Origin of the sequence: Streptomyces sp. NPDC058008 (assembly GCF_042886395.1) — a bacterium.
GTDB lineage: Bacteria > Actinomycetota > Actinomycetes > Streptomycetales > Streptomycetaceae > Streptomyces.
This window is the reverse complement of the sequence record NZ_JBHVQX010000005.1, coordinates 165,292-183,091: the sequence shown is the minus strand read 5'-3', so window position 1 is coordinate 183,091 and position 17,800 is coordinate 165,292. Positions and strand designations below refer to the sequence as shown.

Annotated in this window: 15 protein-coding genes and 1 riboswitch; of the genes, 6 read left to right on the top strand and 9 right to left on the bottom strand. The window is 71.6% G+C overall.

Annotated features, from left to right (window positions below; translation table 11 throughout):
• The first annotated feature begins 211 nt into the window (after positions 1-211).
• Positions 212-1,129, top strand: a complete 918-nt coding sequence (locus ACFVS9_RS06985; RefSeq protein ID WP_389930703.1) for a hypothetical protein — start codon at positions 212-214, stop codon at positions 1,127-1,129.
• A 140-nt stretch (positions 1,130-1,269) separates the two neighbouring features.
• On the opposite strand, the gene ACFVS9_RS06980 is transcribed toward ACFVS9_RS06985, so the two are convergent.
• The 5 genes from ACFVS9_RS06980 to thrC form a co-directional block, all read right to left on the bottom strand.
• On the bottom strand, positions 1,270-3,288 hold the full coding sequence (locus ACFVS9_RS06980; protein WP_389930701.1) for a glycosyl hydrolase family 28-related protein: 2,019 nt from the start codon (positions 3,286-3,288) through the stop codon (positions 1,270-1,272).
• Between the two features lie 497 nt (positions 3,289-3,785).
• Positions 3,786-5,408, bottom strand: a complete 1,623-nt coding sequence (gene groL / locus ACFVS9_RS06975; RefSeq protein ID WP_389930698.1) for a chaperonin GroEL — start codon at positions 5,406-5,408, stop codon at positions 3,786-3,788.
• Positions 5,409-5,739: 331 nt separating this feature from the next.
• Complete coding sequence (locus ACFVS9_RS06970) at positions 5,740-5,946, bottom strand: cold-shock protein (protein WP_003967346.1); 207 nt, start codon at positions 5,944-5,946, stop codon at positions 5,740-5,742.
• 433 nt (positions 5,947-6,379) lie between these two features.
• Complete coding sequence (locus tag ACFVS9_RS06965) at positions 6,380-6,655, bottom strand: MoaD/ThiS family protein (RefSeq protein ID WP_359465597.1); 276 nt, start codon at positions 6,653-6,655, stop codon at positions 6,380-6,382.
• Between the two features lie 28 nt (positions 6,656-6,683).
• A complete protein-coding gene (thrC, locus tag ACFVS9_RS06960; protein ID WP_383118286.1) occupies positions 6,684-7,979 on the bottom strand; it encodes a threonine synthase in 1,296 nt (431 codons plus the stop codon).
• Positions 7,980-7,997: 18 nt separating this feature from the next.
• Positions 7,998-8,125: riboswitch (SAM riboswitch) on the bottom strand.
• A gap of 153 nt (positions 8,126-8,278) precedes the next feature.
• On the opposite strand from thrC, the gene ACFVS9_RS06955 reads away from it, so the two are divergent.
• Both ACFVS9_RS06955 and ACFVS9_RS06950 read left to right on the top strand, forming a co-directional pair.
• Complete coding sequence (locus ACFVS9_RS06955; protein ID WP_389930824.1) at positions 8,279-9,229, top strand: glucosyl-3-phosphoglycerate synthase; 951 nt, start codon at positions 8,279-8,281, stop codon at positions 9,227-9,229.
• Between the two features lie 70 nt (positions 9,230-9,299).
• Positions 9,300-10,679 carry a trehalose-6-phosphate synthase gene (locus ACFVS9_RS06950; RefSeq protein WP_389930694.1) on the top strand — a complete coding sequence of 460 codons (1,380 nt, stop codon included), beginning with the start codon at positions 9,300-9,302 and terminating at the stop codon, positions 10,677-10,679.
• Here ACFVS9_RS06950 and otsB read toward each other — a convergent pair.
• The 3 genes from otsB to ACFVS9_RS06935 all read right to left on the bottom strand — a co-directional run bounded on the left by otsB (position 10,676) and on the right by ACFVS9_RS06935 (position 13,190).
• Complete coding sequence (otsB, locus tag ACFVS9_RS06945; protein ID WP_389930691.1) at positions 10,676-11,524, bottom strand: trehalose-phosphatase; 849 nt, start codon at positions 11,522-11,524, stop codon at positions 10,676-10,678. The genes ACFVS9_RS06950 and otsB overlap by 4 nt on opposite strands.
• Positions 11,525-11,630: 106 nt before the next feature.
• Positions 11,631-11,873 carry a DUF3263 domain-containing protein gene (locus ACFVS9_RS06940; protein ID WP_383118289.1) on the bottom strand — a complete coding sequence of 81 codons (243 nt, stop codon included), beginning with the start codon at positions 11,871-11,873 and terminating at the stop codon, positions 11,631-11,633.
• A gap of 39 nt (positions 11,874-11,912) precedes the next feature.
• Positions 11,913-13,190 carry an extracellular solute-binding protein gene (locus ACFVS9_RS06935; RefSeq protein ID WP_389930687.1) on the bottom strand — a complete coding sequence of 426 codons (1,278 nt, stop codon included), beginning with the start codon at positions 13,188-13,190 and terminating at the stop codon, positions 11,913-11,915.
• 245 nt (positions 13,191-13,435) lie between these two features.
• Here ACFVS9_RS06935 and ACFVS9_RS06930 point away from each other — a divergent pair, with 245 nt between their 5' ends.
• The 3 genes from ACFVS9_RS06930 (at position 13,436) to ACFVS9_RS06920 (ending at position 16,578) form a co-directional block, all read left to right on the top strand.
• A complete protein-coding gene (locus tag ACFVS9_RS06930) occupies positions 13,436-14,329 on the top strand; it encodes an ROK family protein (RefSeq protein WP_389930822.1) in 894 nt (297 codons plus the stop codon).
• Complete coding sequence (gene nagA / locus ACFVS9_RS06925) at positions 14,329-15,483, top strand: N-acetylglucosamine-6-phosphate deacetylase (RefSeq protein WP_389930685.1); 1,155 nt, start codon at positions 14,329-14,331, stop codon at positions 15,481-15,483. Before ACFVS9_RS06930 ends, nagA begins: the two co-directional genes overlap by 1 nt.
• A 162-nt stretch (positions 15,484-15,645) precedes the next feature.
• Positions 15,646-16,578, top strand: a complete 933-nt coding sequence (locus ACFVS9_RS06920) for a 1-phosphofructokinase family hexose kinase (protein WP_389930682.1) — start codon at positions 15,646-15,648, stop codon at positions 16,576-16,578.
• A gap of 138 nt (positions 16,579-16,716) precedes the next feature.
• Here the strand turns inward: ACFVS9_RS06920 and ACFVS9_RS06915 are convergent, their stop codons facing one another.
• Positions 16,717-17,712 (bottom strand): carbohydrate-binding protein, encoded by a 996-nt coding sequence (locus tag ACFVS9_RS06915; RefSeq protein ID WP_383118293.1) that lies wholly within the window; start codon positions 17,710-17,712, stop codon positions 16,717-16,719.
• Positions 17,713-17,800 lie beyond the last annotated feature (88 nt).

Below are 17,800 nucleotides of genomic sequence, written 5' to 3'. Positions count from 1 at the left end.
GCCCTGGAGTCCGAGCGCTCTTCCGGAGGAATGGGTGGTGTACCTCTTCCCGCCCACCCACCCTCCCCACCTGCCGAGTTGACCGTTTGTGATCGAGTTGCCACGGACCGTGGCGACGCTCTAGCGTGCCGAACGACAGCGACCCCCGCCGGTGCACCAACACCGGACAGGGGTCTGACCAACGAGATCGACTGAACAGGACACCGATCTGATGGCTGCCGACCAGCTTAGTGCTGCCCCCCACACCCCGTACGAGCCTCCGCACCCGATGGCGAACCCCGGTTACGGCAAACGTTCCGCCCCGGACCAACGCCCGCGCGGCGAGCGCGACTTCTCGCATCTGCCGCCCCGCGAGGCGGCCGTCGCCACCTACATCGACCGGCTGCCCGACGGCTCCGACATCTCCGTCAAGACACTGGCCAAGTGGCTCCCGTACGGGCAGTGCGCCCTGCGGACCGCCCTCAACAGGCTCCAGGCGGCCGGGCACTTGCGCCGGGGCAGCGAGTGCGTCGCCACCGACGAGGTCATGCTCTGGGTGACCCGGACGTTCTTCTCCCGCACCGCGCGCGAGGACGACTGGTGGACGGCGTTCATCCGGGGCGACGTACCGCAGGAGACACGGCGGCAGCCCACGCGCACCCGCGCCTTCGTCCTGCTGGCCGCCCTGGGCCGTACGGTGCCCGCGCTGAGCCTGTCGGCGGCGGAGTGCGCGAGCCTGGAGCCGCAGGTCGGCGCGTGGTTCGAGCGGGGTGCCACCGAGGACGAGACGCTGCGCGCCCTCACCCACGGGCTGCCCGCCACCGTGCACCACGCCGCGTCCCTCATCAGGCGCCGCCTCATCGACAAGCTGCCCCCCGAACGCCCCGTCCCCGGCCCGCGCTCCGCCACGATCCGCGCCCTGGAGTGCGGCGAGTGCCGTGCGCCCGGCAGCCCGGAGGCGCTGCGCGGCGGGCTGTGCGGCCCCTGCCGGGGCGAGGGCGCGCACCTGCCGCCGCCCCCGCCCGGGAGCGTCCCCACCGACGGGGTCCGGGAGCGGATGGCGACCGTCCGGGCGGCACTCGTCCCCCGCCCGGACCGGACCGACCGGGCGCGGGGCCGGACGGGACAGCACGCTGCCGGGCGCCCCTGAGGGGCCGGCACGGTCCGATGCCGTACCGGCCCCGCCCCCTGTTCAGGCGGTGCGGCCGTCGGCGACCGCGGCCCGTGAGCCCCTGAGGGTGCCCACCCCGGCCCGTGAGCCTCCGGGGGTGACCGCCCCGGCCCGTGGTGTCACCAGGCGCCGGGCGCGGGCGGCGCGACCACCGGCGGGCGGTCGTCGCAGGTGAGCGTGTTCGGCAGGAGCCAGGGGGCCAGCCAGTCGCCCGCCGTGCCCCCGCCGTCGTTGCCGCCGAGGTCGACGAGGGTGAACTCCGAACCGGCGGGGGTGAAGTTGAAGGCCCCGCAGTTGTTGACGCCCACGGCCCCGACGTGGCGCGCGTCCACGTTCTCGAAGGTCGCCGAGCCCGCCGCACGCGCACTCACCACGGACGTCCCCGTGCCGTCCACCCTGATGTCCTTGAAGTGCACGCCCCGGATCTCGTAGGTGTCCTTCACGGGCCAGTCGGTGACCAGCATGATCGCGTTGTAGGTGTTGTCGAGGAAGTGGTTCCCGGTCACCCTGATGTCGGCGTCGATGTCCCGGTCGAGGGCGAAGAACCAGATGGCCCCCAGGCCGATCCTCCAGTTCAGCTCGTACGTCCCGGCCCGGACCGTCGTGTTGCCGGTGAGGTCGAGCCGCCCCCGGAACGCCTCCGCGCCGAAGCGGGCGCCGACGTGCAGGGCACTGCCCTCGCGGACGGGGTCGGCGACCAGGTTGCCGGAGACCGTGTTGTCCGTACCGCCGTAGACCGCGATGCCGTTGGCGAGCACCGGACTCTGCACCGTGTTGCGGGAGAAGGTGTTGCCCGTGTTGGCGCGCTTCTCGGACCACATGGCGAGGCCGTCGTCGCCGGAGTTGCGGACGAAGGTCTGGGAGACCACCGAACCGGTCACCCCGCCGTGGAAGTTGATGGCGTCCGCGATCTGGTCGACGATGACGTTGTCCGTGATCCTCAGGTTCGACATCGGGCCGTCGAACCACATGCCGACCTTGGTGTGGCGGATGTGCAGGCCCGTGAGGGAGGAGTCGCTCATCGCCCCGCCGATGCCGTTCACCTGGTCGGTGTCGATGCGCTCGCGCACGTCCCCCTCGATGGCGAAGCCGGACAGGTGCACGTCGCGGCTGCCGCCGTCCGCCGCGTCCTTGCCGTAGAAGCCGACCCCCGTGTGGACCGAACCGTCCGGCGTCGGGGTAGCGAGGGCGGTCTCCCGGCCCTTGAACTTCGTGTACCAGCTCCCCGCGCCCCTGATCGTGACGTCGTCGACGACGATGTGCCGGCTGACCAGGTAGGTGCCCGGCGGGACGTACACCGGCAGGTTCTTGCGCTTGGCGAAGGCGATCACCCGGTCCATCGCGTCCGCGGAATCCCGGCGCCCCGAGGGATCGGCCCCGAACAGCAGGGCGTTCGCCGCCCGGAGCTCGACGTGCGGGAGGCCCACGAGCTCGGAGTCGAGCAGGTCGATGACGGTCCAGGCGGCCCGGCTGCCTGCCGGAACCGTCAGACGGACCGTGTCCCCCGCGCGGTACCTCTGCCCCAGCAGAAGGCGCTGCTCGTCGTAGAAGTGGCTCGGCCGGAAGGGCTTGGCGATCACGGGGGCGGGCGTCGTCCCACTCGGGACGCAGGCGCACTCGGTGATCCACCAGCCGGGCTGGAGCAGCCCGGCCGAGGGGTCGTTGGTGAAGGGGTACTGGTTGTACAGCCAGGAGTACTCCGAGGTCAGCGTCATGGTCGAGCGCTTCTTGCCGTTGACCGCGACGTCGAGCGGGGCGGTGATACCGCCCCCGCCCGGGGCGTCAGGGATGCTGTAGCGCACCGTGATCGCGTTGGCGGCCCTCGGCAGCGTGAACTCGACGTGTTCGCCGGGCACCAGCCTGACCGCCTTACGGCCCGAGGCCTCCGCGGGCAGGGTGTAGGCGGTGCGGTCGGGGCCGATGACCGTGCCGTTCGTCGCGGCGTTCTCCGCCTCCTGCTCGGCGAAGGGGACCTCGGCGCCGCGGCCGGCCACCAGCGCGGGATCGAGACCCGCGCGCGTCACCACCGGCGCGGGAGCCCGTTCCCCCTGAGCGCCCTGCGCCGCGGGAGCGCCGGTCAGCGCCCCCAGTCCGACAACGGCGGCCGTCAGCGCGGCGACCGTGATGTGACGTGACATCGCATGCCCGTTTCTCTCGGAAGGTGAGGAGACGGTAGGGCGCGCGGGAACGCCACCACAAGAGTCATGCGAGAAGATTTCGCGTGACTGCTGGCCAGATGCAAGAGCACGTCACTTTTTTGCGTCCACTTTCGCCGCTCCCGCAGCGGATCACCGCGCGGCGGTGGTTGTGGCGGGACGGCCGGGGGGCGACAGCGGCAGCCGGAGCCGGACAACGACGGGCAGGGATGACACGCGGGGTGGGCCGCACGGTTCCGCCGCTCCCCCGCGCATCAGCCGCCACGGCTCGGGCACGGCTCCGCGCCCGGTGCACCGCCGTCCCTCCGTACCGCCGCACCGCCGTAGGCCGTACCGCCGTCCCTCCGTACCGCCGTGGCCGGGAGCGCCGGTCCCGCAGGGGCGGGGACGCACGTACGACGCCGGCCCCCGGGAACGAATCCCGGGGGCCGGCGTCGTACGGATACTGCGGGTACCGCCTGGAGCTGCTGATCCGAGGATCAGAAGTCCATGTCACCGCCCGGCATGCCGCCCGGAGCAGCCGCGGAGGCCTTCTCCGGCTTGTCGGCGATGACGGCCTCGGTGGTGAGGAAGAGCGCGGCGATGGACGCGGCGTTCTGCAGGGCGGACCGCGTGACCTTCGCCGGGTCGAGAATGCCCTCGGCGATCATGTCGACGTAGTCGCCGGTCGCGGCGTTCAGGCCGTGACCGATCGGCAGGTTGCGCACCTTCTCGACGACGACTCCACCCTCGAGACCACCGTTGACGGCGATCTGCTTGAGCGGGGCCTCCAGCGCGAGCTTGACGGCGTTGGCACCGGTGGCCTCGTCGCCCGTCAGGTCGAGCTTCTCGAAGACGGCCGAGGCCTGGAGCAGAGCCACGCCACCACCGGCGACGATGCCCTCCTCGACGGCGGCCTTGGCGTTGCGCACCGCGTCCTCGATGCGGTGCTTGCGCTCCTTGAGCTCCACCTCGGTGGCGGCGCCGGCCTTGATGACGGCCACGCCGCCGGCCAGCTTCGCGAGGCGCTCCTGGAGCTTCTCGCGGTCGTAGTCCGAGTCGGAGTTCTCGATCTCGGCACGGATCTGGTTGACGCGGCCCTGGACCTGGTCGCTGTCACCCGCTCCGTCGACGATCGTGGTCTCGTCCTTGGTGATGACGACCTTGCGGGCGCTGCCGAGCAGGTCCAGGCCGGCGTTCTCCAGCTTGAGACCGACCTCCTCGGAGATGACGGTGCCACCGGTGAGGATGGCGATGTCGCCGAGCATGGCCTTGCGGCGGTCACCGAAGCCGGGAGCCTTGACGGCCACGGACTTGAAGGTGCCACGGATCTTGTTGACGACCAGCGTCGACAGAGCCTCGCCCTCGACGTCCTCCGCGATGATCAGCAGGGGCTTGCCCGACTGCATGACCTTCTCGAGCAGCGGAAGGAGGTCCTTCACGTTGCTGATCTTGGAGTTGACGATCAGGATGTACGGGTCGTCGAACGACGTCTCCATACGCTCCATGTCGGTGGCGAAGTACGCCGAGATGTAGCCCTTGTCGAAGCGCATACCCTCGGTGAGCTCCAGCTCCAGACCGAAGGTCTGGGACTCCTCGACGGTGATGACGCCTTCCTTGCCGACCTTGTCCATCGCCTCGGCGATCTTGGCGCCGATCTCGGTGTCGGCAGCGGAGATGGAGGCCGTCGAAGCGATCTGCTCCTTGGTCTCCACGTCCTTCGCCTGCTCCAGCAGCGCGGCGGACACGGCCTCGACGGCCTTCTCGATGCCACGCTTCAGAGCCATCGGGTTGGCACCCGCGGCGACGTTGCGCAGGCCCTCGCGGACGAGCGCCTGGGCGAGAACGGTGGCGGTGGTCGTACCGTCGCCGGCGACGTCGTCCGTCTTCTTGGCGACCTCCTTGACCAGCTCCGCACCGATCTTCTCGTACGGGTCCTCGAGCTCGATCTCCTTGGCGATGGAAACACCATCGTTGGTGATCGTGGGCGCGCCCCACTTCTTCTCGAGGACGACGTTACGGCCCTTGGGGCCGAGGGTGACCTTGACGGCGTCGGCGAGCTGGTTCATCCCGCGCTCGAGACCGCGCCGTGCCTCCTCGTCGAACGCGATGATCTTGGCCATGTGAAGTGGTCCTCCCGGACAGGGGTGGATTGCTCCGGACCGAGAGGCGCCCGCGACGGACGGCCTGCGTGCTCGGCGGTTCCTTGCCCCACCGAGCCTGCGGGCCTCACCGGCCCGGTCCAAGTTCTGTCACTCTCACCTGGAGAGTGCTAACGCCAATGATTAGCACTCGACCCCTGCGAGTGCAAGCGTCCCCCTCGGGATGTGGACAACCGCGGGGCGTCGCCGCAGGCGGCGGGAGGGGCACGGAGACGCACGTGAGGCCCGTTCCCCCGGTGGGAGGTACGGGCCCCGCGTGTGTGAGTAGCGTCGTTGGCCGACCGTGCCGAGCTCAGCCGACGGCGAGCTTGACCATGTCCGCCTGCGGCCCCTTCTGGCCCTGCGAGATCTCGAATTCAACTCGCTGACCCTCTTCGAGGGTGCGGTACCCGTCCATCTGGATCGCGCTGTAGTGGACGAAAACATCCGCACCACCGTCGACCGCGATGAAGCCGTACCCCTTCTCCGCGTTGAACCACTTGACGGTGCCCTGAGCCATGCCCAACTCCCCTATTACTGGCCCTTGCACGAGACCGCACTTCGCGGGCCCGGGTCAGAAGTCACCCTCCGACAGGAGAGGGTGGCGTGCGCCGGAACGCGTCGACCGCGGCCGAATGTATCTGCCCAACTGCCCTCTGCAACAGGTCAATCGGACGAGAATTCTGGGCACAGACAACTGCCCGCATAGGGGGAATTCATTGGATTCCCGGGCAAGTCGGGCCTGACAAAGGCCACTTATGCCACAAGGGGTTCGCTTACTTTGGCTGCTTCTTGTCGCGGCCGGGCGCATTCTCATATGCGGGTGGCGGCGGGCAGCTGCGGGGACTTCCCCAACTGTACCGTGCTCAACCATGCAGAATGGCCCCCTCCGTTTCTCTCACGGAGGGGGCCGTTCTGTTCACTGCGTGTCGGCCGGCGGGGCGCCGGGCGGATCAGCCGCCGGCGACGGCCGGGATGATCGAGACGCCGGCGCCGTCCGGGGTGGCCGCGTCCAGGCCGCCCTCGAAGCGCACGTCGTCGTCGTTGACGTACACGTTGACGAAGCGGCGCAGCTTGCCCTGGTCGTCCAGGACGCGGGCACCGATGCCCGGGTGGTTCTGCTCCAGGGACGCGAGGACCTCGGAGAGGGTCGCGCCCTCGGCCGGGACCTCGGCCTGACCGCCCGTGTAGGTGCGGAGGATGGTGGGGATACGGACCTTGACGCTCATGTGGATGCCTTCCTTCGGTCTCGGGTGGTCAGGCGGCGGCGAGGCCCGCGTCGCGGAACGCGTCCAGGCTGGGCCGGATCGTCGCCGACAGGCCGGTCGTGGGTGCGACCGCGTCGAGCGTCTTCAGCCCGTCACCGGTGTTCAGCACGACGGTGGTCAGGGACGGGTCGAGCAGACCGGCGTCGATCAGCTTCTTCGTCACGCCGACCGTCACCCCGCCCGCGGTCTCCGCGAAGATGCCCTCGGTGCGGGCGAGCAGCTTGATGGCGTCCACGATCTGCTCGTCGTCGACGTCCTCCACGGCACCACCGGTACGGCGGGCGATGTCCAGGACGTACGGGCCGTCGGCCGGGTTGCCGATCGCCAGGGACTTGGCGATGGTCTTCGGCTTCTGCGGGCGCACCACGTCGTGACCGGCCTTGAACGCGGTGGAAACCGGGGAGCAGCCCTCGGCCTGCGCACCGAAGATCTTGTACGGCTTGTCCTCGACGAGACCGAGCCTGATCAGCTCCTGGAGGCCCTTGTCGATCTTCGTGAGCTGTGAGCCGGACGCGATGGGGATGACGAGCTGGTCGGGCAGCTCCCAGCCGAGCTGCTCGCAGATCTCGTACGCCAGGGTCTTGGAACCCTCGCCGTAGTACGGCCGCAGGTTGACGTTGACGAAGCCCCAGCCCTCACCGAGCGGGTCGCCGATGAGCTCCGAGCAGAAGCGGTTGACGTCGTCGTAGTTGCCCTCGATGCCGACCAGCTCACCGCCGTACACCGCGGCCATGACGACCTTGCCCTGCTCCAGGTCGTGCGGGATGAACACGCAGGAGCGGAAGCCGGCGCGGGCGGCGGCGGCGCCCACCGCTCCGGCGAGGTTGCCGGTGGAGGAGCAGGAGAGGGTGGTGAACCCGAAGGCGCGGGCGGCCTCGACGGCGATGGCGACGACACGGTCCTTGAAGGAGTGCGTCGGGTTGCCGGAGTCGTCCTTGACGTACAGACCACCGGTCACGCCCAGCTCGCGGGCGAGGTTGTCCGCCTTGACCAGCTTCGTGAAACCGGGGTTGATGTTGGGCTTGTCCGCGACGTCGGCGGGGACGGGCAGCAGCGGCGCGTAACGCCAGATGTTGTCCGGTCCCTCGGCGATGCGCTTCTTCAGCTCTTCGGGGGAGCCGCTCGGCAGGTCGTACGCCACTTCGAGCGGCCCGAAACAGGACGCGCAGGCGAAGATCGGGCCGAGATCGAAACGCTCGCCGCATTCGCGGCAGGAAAGTGCCGCGGCGGGACCGAGGTCCACGGCGGAAGAATTGGTGTTCGCTGCAACTGTCTGCACGGCCATGATGGCGGAGGCCCTTTCTCCTCATCTTCCTCGCGACGTATTTCGCCACAAGACGGAATTGGCACCTTCCCCACCGTGACCTCGCGGTCGGCAGGAGGGTTGCCGGGACTTCAACGGGCCGTTCCCTCAGTCCCTCTGGATGAGCGCTATGGCACCGGACCATGGATCCGGGCGTTTTTTCGCGGACCGACCCCGACATGCGAGGGTCATCCGCGTTGTTCAAGACTGTAACCGAAGCACTGGACGGTTGAGATAGTCGTCCGAACCGCGAGATGGATCACATACAGGGAGTATCGACCGTGCTGGAAGAGGTGGAACGCTGGCTGACCAGGCGTTCCTGGTCAGCCGCCGACCGCCCGCTCGACCGCCTCACGGCCGCTCGGGCGAGGGATCCGCACCGCTCGCGCGTGAGCGTCGTCCTGCCCGCGCTGAACGAGGAGGCGACGGTCGGCGAGATCGTCGCGGAGATCCGGCGCGAGCTGATGGAGAAGGTCCGGCTCGTCGACGAACTGGTGGTGATCGACTCCGGCTCCACCGACGCCACCGCCGAGGTCGCGCGCCGGGCCGGCGCCCGGGTGGTGCACCGGGACTCCGTACTCCCCCGCATACCGGCGCTCCCCGGCAAGGGCGAGGTCCTGTGGCGGTCACTCCTGGTGACCGGCGGGGACATCGTCTGCTTCGTCGACGCCGACCTGCGGGACTTCTCCGCGGACTTCGTGTCCGGGATCGTCGGCCCGCTGCTCACTGACCCGCAGGTGCAGTTCGTCAAGGCCATGTACGACCGGCCGCTGGGCGACACCGCCGGACAGGGCGGCCGGGTGACCGAGCTGGTGGCCCGCCCGCTGCTCAACCTGCACTGGCCCCGACTGGCCGGATTCGTCCAGCCGCTGGGCGGCGAGTACGCGGTGCGCCGCTCCCTGCTGGAACGCCTCCCCTTCCCGGTCGGTTACGGAGTCGAGCTGGGCCTGCTCGTCGACGCGCTGCACACGGCCGGACTGGACGCGCTGGCCCAGGTGGACGTCGGCGTGCGCAAGCACCGGCACCAGGACGGCCAGGCCCTCGGCCGGATGGCGGCGGCGATCTACCGCACGGCGCAGCTGCGGCTCTCCGGGGGGGCACTCGTACGGCCCGAGATCACCCAGTTCGAGCGGGGGCCGGGCGGGTTCGTCCCGCACACCCATGCGGTGGACACCGAGGAACGGCCGCCGATGCGGGACATCGCGGAGTACGCGGCCCGCAACGCGGCGTGACGGCCCTCCGCCCCGGTCTCCGCGCGCACTTCACGTTTGGCGGCTTCCCGAACGGGCTAGGTTCGGGTACATGGTCTCCGAGCACGCTGCCCAGGTACTCGTCGCGTCCAACCGCGGCCCGGTGTCGTACACACGGCGTGACGACGGCACGCTCGACTCGAAACGCGGCGGGGGCGGGCTCGTCTCCGGGCTGAGCGCCGTCGACGACAAGCTGTGGGTGTGCGCCGCCCTCGGCGACGGCGACCGCGAGGCGGTCAGGCGCGGTGTGTCCGAGCCCGGCGTCCGGATGCTCGACATCGACGCGGAGGTCCACGCCGACGCCTACAACGGCATCGCCAACTCGGTGCTGTGGTTCGTGCACCACATGATCTACCAGACGCCCCTGGAGCCCGTCTTCGACGCGGAGTTCCGCCGGCAGTGGGCCTCCTACGAGGCGTACAACCGGGCCTTCGCCGAGGCCCTGGCCGAGGAGGCGGCCGAGGGCGCCGCGGTCCTGGTGCAGGACTACCACCTCTCGCTGGTCCCCGGCATACTGCGCGAGCTCCGCCCCGACCTGCGGATCGGCCACTTCTCGCACACCCCCTGGGCGCCCGTCGACTACTTCCGGCTGCTGCCCGACGACATCGGCGAGCAGCTGCTCAAGGGCATCCTGGGCGCCGACCGCGCCGCGTTCCTGACCCGGCGCTGGGCCGACGCCTTCATCGGCTGCTGCACGGAGATCCTCGGCGGCACGGGCCGCACCCGGATCGGGGTGCACGGCCTGGGCGCCGACGCCGACTTCCTGCGCCGCCGCTCCCGCGAGTCGGACGTGGACGAGCGCATGGAGATCCTGCGCGGGCAGGTGGGCGACGGCAGGCGGACGATCGTGCGCGTCGACCGCACGGAGCTGTCCAAGAACATCGTGCGCGGGCTGCACGCCTACCGGGCGCTGCTGGAGGAACGCCCCGAATGGCGCGAGCGCGTGGTGCACATCGCCTTCGCCTACCCCTCCCGGCAGGACCTCGCGGTGTACCGCGACTACACGGCGGAGGTCCAGCGGGTCGCGGACGCCGTCAACGCGGAGTTCGGCACCGAGGGCTGGACCCCGGTCCTGCTGCACGTCGACGACGACTTCGCCCGTTCCCTGGCGGCCTACCGGCTGGCGGACGTGGCCCTGGTCAACCCGATCCGCGACGGCATGAACCTGGTCGCCAAGGAGGTCCCGGTCGTCTCGGACCACGGCTGCGCCCTGGTCCTGTCCCGCGAGGCGGGGGCGTACGAGGAGCTCGGCGAGGACGCCCTGGTGGTCAACCCCTACGACGTCTCGGCCACGGCGGCGGCGCTGCACGAGGCCCTCACGATGGACGGCGGCGAGCGGGGCGCCCGCTCCGAGCGCCTGGCCGCCGCGGCGACGGCGCTGCCGCCGCAGCGGTGGTTCCTGGACCAGCTGGACGCGCTGCGGACGGCCTAACCCTGGGTGAGCCGCCGGGCGAGTGAGTGGAGCAGCTCCGCCACGGCCGCCGGGCCGGGCAGCAACAGGTCGGCGCGCCCGGCCAGTTCGGGGACGCCGGTGCCGCTACAGACCAGCAGGCCGGGGACGCCCCGGGTGCGGAGCTTCTCCACGGCGGCGTAGGCGGCGAGGTCGCCCAGGTCGTCGCCGGCGTACAGCACCGCCTCGGCGCCGGTCTCCTTCACGTACTCCTCCAGCGCCACCCCCTTGTCCATGCCGGCGGGCCGCAGCTCCAGGACCAGACGGCCCGGTTCGACGATGAGGCCGTGGCGTGCGGCGAGTGCGGCCAGCGGGGCGCGCAGGGCCTCGAACGCGGCCTGCGGATCGGCGGCGCGGCGGGTGTGCACGGCGACCGCGCGGCCCTTCTCCTCGACCCACGTGCCGCTGTCGGCGCCCGCCTCCGCCAGGACGGCGGGGAGTTCCGCCCGGGCGGCCTCCACACCGGGGTCCGGTGCGGGGGCGTGGACGGCGGCGGTGTGGGCGTCCCAGCGTTCGGCCCCGTAGTGGCCGAGGACGACGAGGTGGTCCAGGCCCGGCGCCCCGGCGAAGCCGCCGTACCGCACGGCGGTGCCGGCCGGGCGCCCGGTGATCACCGCGACGGCGGCGACCCGGGGGGCGAGCGCGGAGAGGGCCGGGACGACGGCGGGGTGGGCGCGCGACTGTTCCGGGTCCGGGACGATGTCGGCGAGCGTGCCGTCGAAGTCCAGCGCGACGACGGCGCGGGCCGGCCGGGCCAGGAGTGCGGCGAGGCCTTCACGGCCGGCCTGGGTGGACGGGGTCGGGAGGGGGTGTGCCGGGTTGCCCATGCGGGTGAGCGTAGCGGCCGCACCGCCCCGCCGCGCGGGTTCCCCGCCCGGGGGCCGCGCCCGCCGCCCCACTCGCTCCCCGGCCCCGCCGTGCACCCGGCCCCGTTCAGCGGCGGCCCCGCCGCGCCTCGCGGACCCGGCGCAGGCGGTTCACCGTGACCGGGTCCTCCTCCAGCGCCCGGCGGTCGTCGAGGAGTGCGTTGAGCAGTTGGTAGTAGCGCACCGGGGAGATGCCCAGCTCCTCCCGGATCGCCCGCTCCTTCGCGCCGGGGCCGGGCCAGGAGCGGCGCTCCAGGGCCAGGACCGCGCGCTGCTGGTCGGGGAGCGGGCCGGCGGGATCTGCGGTCATATCAACCAACCTACAGAGGGTCCGTCCTCACGACAGGCCCTACTCCGCGCTCTCCGCCTGGAGGGCCTGGGTCGCGATGTCCGTCAGGACCCTCTCCGGGTTCCCGCCGGGCTCCACCGCCGAGCCGATCTTCTCCTTGACCGCCTCGCTGGTCCGCGCCCACGAGGTCTTGCCGAACGGGTAGAGCTGGGAGTTCGGCAGCGCCGACAGGAACGCGTGCAGCGGCTCGTGCTTGCTGTCGGCCTCCATGGCGGCGGACGCGCTGCTGGTCACGGGCAGCAGGTCGTACCGGTCGGCGAAGTCCAGCACGTTGGCGTCGCCGTACGCGAAGTCGAGGAACCTGCCGATCTCGGTCCGGTGGCCGTTCTGCTTGAAGCCCATCATCCAGTCGGCCACGCCCATCGATCCCTCGGTCGGCCCGTCGATCCCGGGCAGCGGGACCATGCCGACCTCGATGCCCTTCTTCTCGGCCTCCCGCATCAGCGTCGGGTGGCCGTTGAGCATGCCCACCTCGCCCTCGGTGAACGCGTCGAAGGCCTTCTGCCGGTCGAGCTTCCCGGGGGCGACGGGTCCCGTGAGGCCCTTGCCGACGAGTTTGTCCTTCAGCCAGGTGAGGGTGGCTATGTTGGCCGGGGAGTCGATGGCGTAGTTGCCGACCTCGTCGGTGTAGCCGCCGCCCCCGCTGAGCAGCCACATCAGGGTCTCGGCCTGGGACTCCTCCTGGCCGAGCGGCAGCGCGAACGGGGTGGTCACACCGCGCCGGCCGAGCGCGGCGGCGTCGCTCCTGATGTCGTCCCAGGTCTGCGGGGCCTTGAGGCCGGCCTCGGCGAACAGGCCCTTGTTGTAGAAGAGGAGACGGGTGCTGGCCACGAACGGGAGTCCGTACACACTCCCGCCGACCTCGCCCGCGTCGGCCAGCGAGGGCAGGAAGTTGGACGCGGTGCGGATGGCGACCATCTCGTCGGCGGCGTAGAGCTCACCCGCCTTCGCGTAGTCGGCGTACGCCCCGATCTGCGCGATGTCGGGGGCCCGGCCGTCCTTCACCATGCGGGCGACCTCGCGGTCCACGTCCTTCCAGGAGTGGACGGTGACCTCGACCCGGATGCCGGGGTTGGCCTTCTCGAACTTCCCGGTGACGTCGTCCCAGTACTTCTTGGAGCTGTCGTCCGCTCCGGTCCCGTAGTCGGCGGCGACCAGCCGCAGGGTGACGTCGCCGCTCCCCTTGTCCGAACCGCACCCCGACAGCGCCGCCGTCATACCGAGTGCGGCCACCGCCGCGGTCAGACCTACCAAGCGCCGCTGCACAGCCCTGTCCATCCCTACATCGATCGACGCGGGCGCCACCGTTCCGGCGACGGACCCGCGATCCAGCTCCGCCTCCGGACGGAGGCTCACACCGTCCGGTGGTCTACACCACCCGTACGGCGAATCGGCAAATCTAGCAGGGCCGTTTTGTATGGGTGCTCAACAAACCACGATAGTGGACTAGACCTTTTAGGGTCCGTCGGGCGAAACTGTCTCCCGTGAGACACGTCATCGCCCTCGATGTGGGCGGCACAGGAATGAAGGCCGCTCTGGTCGGGGCCGACGGCACCCTGCTCCACGAGGCACGCCGGGCCACCGGCAGGGAGCGCGGTGCCGAAGCCGTCGTGGAGACGATCCTGGGCTTCGCCGCGGATCTGTACGCCTACGGCGAGGAGCACCTCGGCGAAGGCGCCGTCGCCGCGGGCGTCGCCGTGCCCGGCATCATCGACACCGAACGCGGCACCGCCGTCTACGCCGCCAACCTGGGCTGGCGCGACGTCCCCCTGCGGAAGCTGATCGGCGAACGGCTCGGCGGCCTGCCGGTCGCACTCGGCCACGACGTCCGCACCGGCGGCCTCGCCGAGGGGCGGATCGGCGCCGGCCGCGGCGCTGACCGCTTCCTGTTCGTCCCGCTGGGCACCGGCATCGCCGGCGCCATCGGCATCGCGGGCACCATCGAGGCGGGCGCCCACGGATACGCGGGCGAGATCGGCCACATCGTCGTCCGGCCGGACGGCCCGGAGTGCGGCTGCGGACAGCGCGGCTGCCTGGAGACCCTCGCCTCGGCCGCCGCCGTGTCCCGGGCGTGGGCCGCGGCATCGGGCGACCCCGACGCGGACGCCGCGGACTGCGCGAAGGCCGTCGCCTCGGGCGATCCCGCGGCCCTGGCCGTGTGGCGGAACGCCGTCGACGCGCTCGCCGCGGGGCTGGTCACCGCGCTCACTCTGCTGGACCCCCGCACGCTCATCATCGGTGGCGGTCTCGCCGAGGCGGGGGAAACGTTGTTCACACCACTGCGTGCGGCCGTCGAGGAACGGGTCACGTTCCAGAAGCTGCCCCACATCGTCCCGGCGGCCCTCGGGGACACCGCCGGATGCCTGGGCGCAGGGCTGCTCGCCTGGGATCTACTCTCCACGGAGGTATCCGCCTGATGGCCGGACGCGCAGACAGCACGGTTCTCGCAGGTGCCCGGGTGGTGCTTCCCACCGGGACCGTCGAGAACGGCCGGGTGATCGTCGAGGGCACCCGGATCGCCGGCAGCACGTCGGAGGACACCCGCACCGTCGACCTCTCGGGCCACTGGGTGGTCCCCGGGTTCGTGGACATCCACAACCACGGCGGTGGCGGCGCGTCCTTCGCCACCGGCACCGCCGAGGACGTCCTGGCCGGGGCACGCGCGCACCGCGCCCACGGCACGACGACCGTCGTCGCCTCCACCGTCACCGGCGAGATGGACTTCCTGGCCCGCCAGGCCGGCATGCTCTCCGAACTGGTCGAGCAGGGCGAGCTCGCCGGGATCCACTTCGAGGGCCCGTTCATCTCGCCGTGCCGCAAGGGCGCCCACAGCGAGGAACTCCTGCGCGACCCCGACCCCTCCGAGGTCCGCAAGCTCCTCGAAGCGGCCCGCGGCACCGCCAGGATGGTCACCCTGGCCACCGAACTCCCGGGCGGCATCGACTCCGTACGGCTGCTCGCCGAGCACGGGGTGATCGCCGCCGTCGGCCACACGGACGCGACGTACGAGCAGACCGTCGAGGCGATCGACGCGGGCGCCACCGTCGCCACGCACCTCTACAACGCGATGCCCGCCATCGGCCACCGCGCCCCCGGCCCGGTCGCGGCCCTCCTGGAGGACGAGCGGGTCACCGTCGAGCTGATCAACGACGGCACGCACCTGCACCCCGCCGCCCTCGAACTCGCCTACCACCACGCGGGTTCCGACCGGGTCGCCCTGATCACCGACGCCATGGACGCGGCCGGCGCGGGCGACGGGCGCTACCAGCTCGGCCCCCTCGCCGTCGAGGTCAGGGACGGAGTCGCGCGCCTGGTGGAGGGCGGCTCGATCGCGGGCTCCACCCTCACCCTGGACACCGCGTTCCGCCGGGCCGTCACCGTCGACCGGATCCCCGTCGAGGACGTCGTCCGGTCCATCTCCGCCAACCCGGCCCGGCTCCTCGGCCTCTACGACCGGGTCGGCTCGCTGGACCCGGGCAAGGACGCCGATCTGGTGGTCCTGGACGCCGACTTCACGCTCAAGGGCGTCATGCGCCGGGGCGAGTGGATCGTGGAGCCCCCTACCGCGTGACCGCGGCCCCCGGCCCACGGCCGGGCGAACACGTAACGAAGAGACGGCGGTTGTCCCGGAGTGCTGGGACGGCCGCCGCCTCTTTGGCATGATCACCAGGGACAGCACCGCGAGGAGACGGTGCGGGGGAACGGACTACCAAGGAACCGGGGGCCGGTACAGGTGATACTGACCGTCACACTGAACGCGGCACTCGACCTGACGTACGCCGTCCCCGCCCTCGTCCCGCACAGCAGCCACCGAGTCCACGAGGTCACCGAACGCCCCGGCGGCAAGGGCGTCAACGTGGCCAGGGTGCTCTCCGCGCTCGGCCACGACACCGTCGTCACCGGCTTCGCCGGGGGTTCCACCGGAGCCGTCCTGCGCGAACTCCTCGGGGCCCTCCCCGAGCGCCCCGCCGACGCGCTCGTCACCGTCGCGGGGAACACCCGCCGCACCCTCGCCGTCGTCGACCGCGCCAGCGGCGACACCACCCAGCTCAACGAGCCGGGCCCGCACATCGGCCACGACGAATGGGCCGCCTTCCGGGGGACGTTCGGTGAACTCCTCCCCGGCGCCGAGGCCGTCGCGCTCTGCGGCAGCCTGCCCCCGGGCGTCCACGTCGGCGCGTACGCGGAACTCATACGGCTCGCCCGCTCCGCGGGCGTACCCGTGCTCCTGGACACCGACGGCGAACCCCTGCGCCGCGGCATCGCCGCCCGGCCCGACCTCGTCAAGCCGAACGCCGACGAACTCGCCCGGCTCACCGGCTCCCGGGAGCCCCTGCGCGCCACCCGCGACGCCCGCCGACGGGGCGCCCACAGCGTCGTCGCCTCCCTCGGCCCCGACGGCCTGCTGGCCGTCACCCCGGACGGCGTCTGGCGGGCCGCTCCGCCGTCCGCCGTGCGGGGAAACCCGACGGGCGCGGGCGACTCCGCGGTGGCCGGACTGCTGTCCGCCCTCGCCGAAGGGCTGGGCTGGCAGGACCGGCTGGCACGGGCGGTCGCCCTGTCGGCGGCGACCGTACTGGCCCCGGCGGCAGGCGAGTTCGACCGCGCCGCCTACGAGGACCTGCTGACCCGCGTCACCGTCGAACAGCACACGCCGGCCGCGTAGGACCCGCGCACACGACCGCGCCCCGGCTCGCTGGGCGAGGCCGGGGCGCGGTGGTGTTCAGCGGTGGTGCGGACCGGGGGCGTGTTCCGGGAGTGGCGCCGTCCGCCCGGAGTGCGGGCGGGACGTCCGGAGAACACTTCAGCCCTTGGTGTGGCCCGACTTCAGCGACAGCTGGTCGAGGTTCGCGTCGCACGAGTCGCCCTCGTTGCACGACAGCATCAGCTTGTTGGAACCCTTGTCGAGCTCGACGTACGCGTACGTCGTCGTCCAGCCCTTCTCCAGGTCGCCCTCCGCGGCGTGCGCGAAGTTCTTCATGTTGATGGAGCGCGGGTCACCGTCGTTGACCGTGAGGGACGTCTTGGCGTCCCGGCCGGGCACGCCGTAGGTCACGTACAGCGTGTACGAGCCGCTCTCCGGCACGTCGACCGTCCAGGTCGCCGACCGGCCGACCTCGTTGAGGCTGATGTACTGGCCGTTGGCGCTCTTGGCACCCTTGACGGTGTTGTCCAGGGAGGCCGTGCCGCCGAGCGTCAGCGTCGCCGCGTCCTGCTTGGGCAGATCGACGGGCCCCTCGGACTCCTTCGGGGACTTCTCCGGCTCCGGGGACTCCTGCACGTCGTCGGCCGGACCCGTCGACGCACCGGCCTCGCTCTTCTTGTCACCGCTGTCGTCGCCCGTCATGAGCGCCGCGCCGATCCCGATGAGCACCACCGCGACCACGGCGACGGCCGCGATCAGCAGGGCCTTCGTGTTGGGGCCGCCACGGCCGGACCCGCCGTTCCTGCCGCCACCGTGCGGCACGGACGCCGTCTGCGCGGTGGCCGCGCCGCCGGGGTAGGTCTCCGGCGCCGCGTACTGCGGGTTCGGGCGGCCGTACTGCTGGGACTGCTGGCCGTACTGCGGGGGCTGCTGGCCGTACGCCTGCTGCGGGGGGACCTGCCCGTACTGACGCTCGCCGACCGTCCGCACCTGGTTGTACGAGGTTCTGGGCACGCCGGGCTGCGCGGCCGGTCCGGGGTAGCCGTAGCCGCCCTGCCCGGGGGGCTGTGCGCCCGCCGCCTGCCCGTCCGCGTACAGATAGCCGAACGGATCGTCGTCCTCGGGCTTGCTCTCGCCGTTGTTTCCGGCCGTCATCCCTGGGTCACTCCTCACCATGTCGCCAGCCGTCGCCGACCGGCCGAGCCTACCCCGAACGGAGCACGCGTCGAATTGCCCTCGGTCC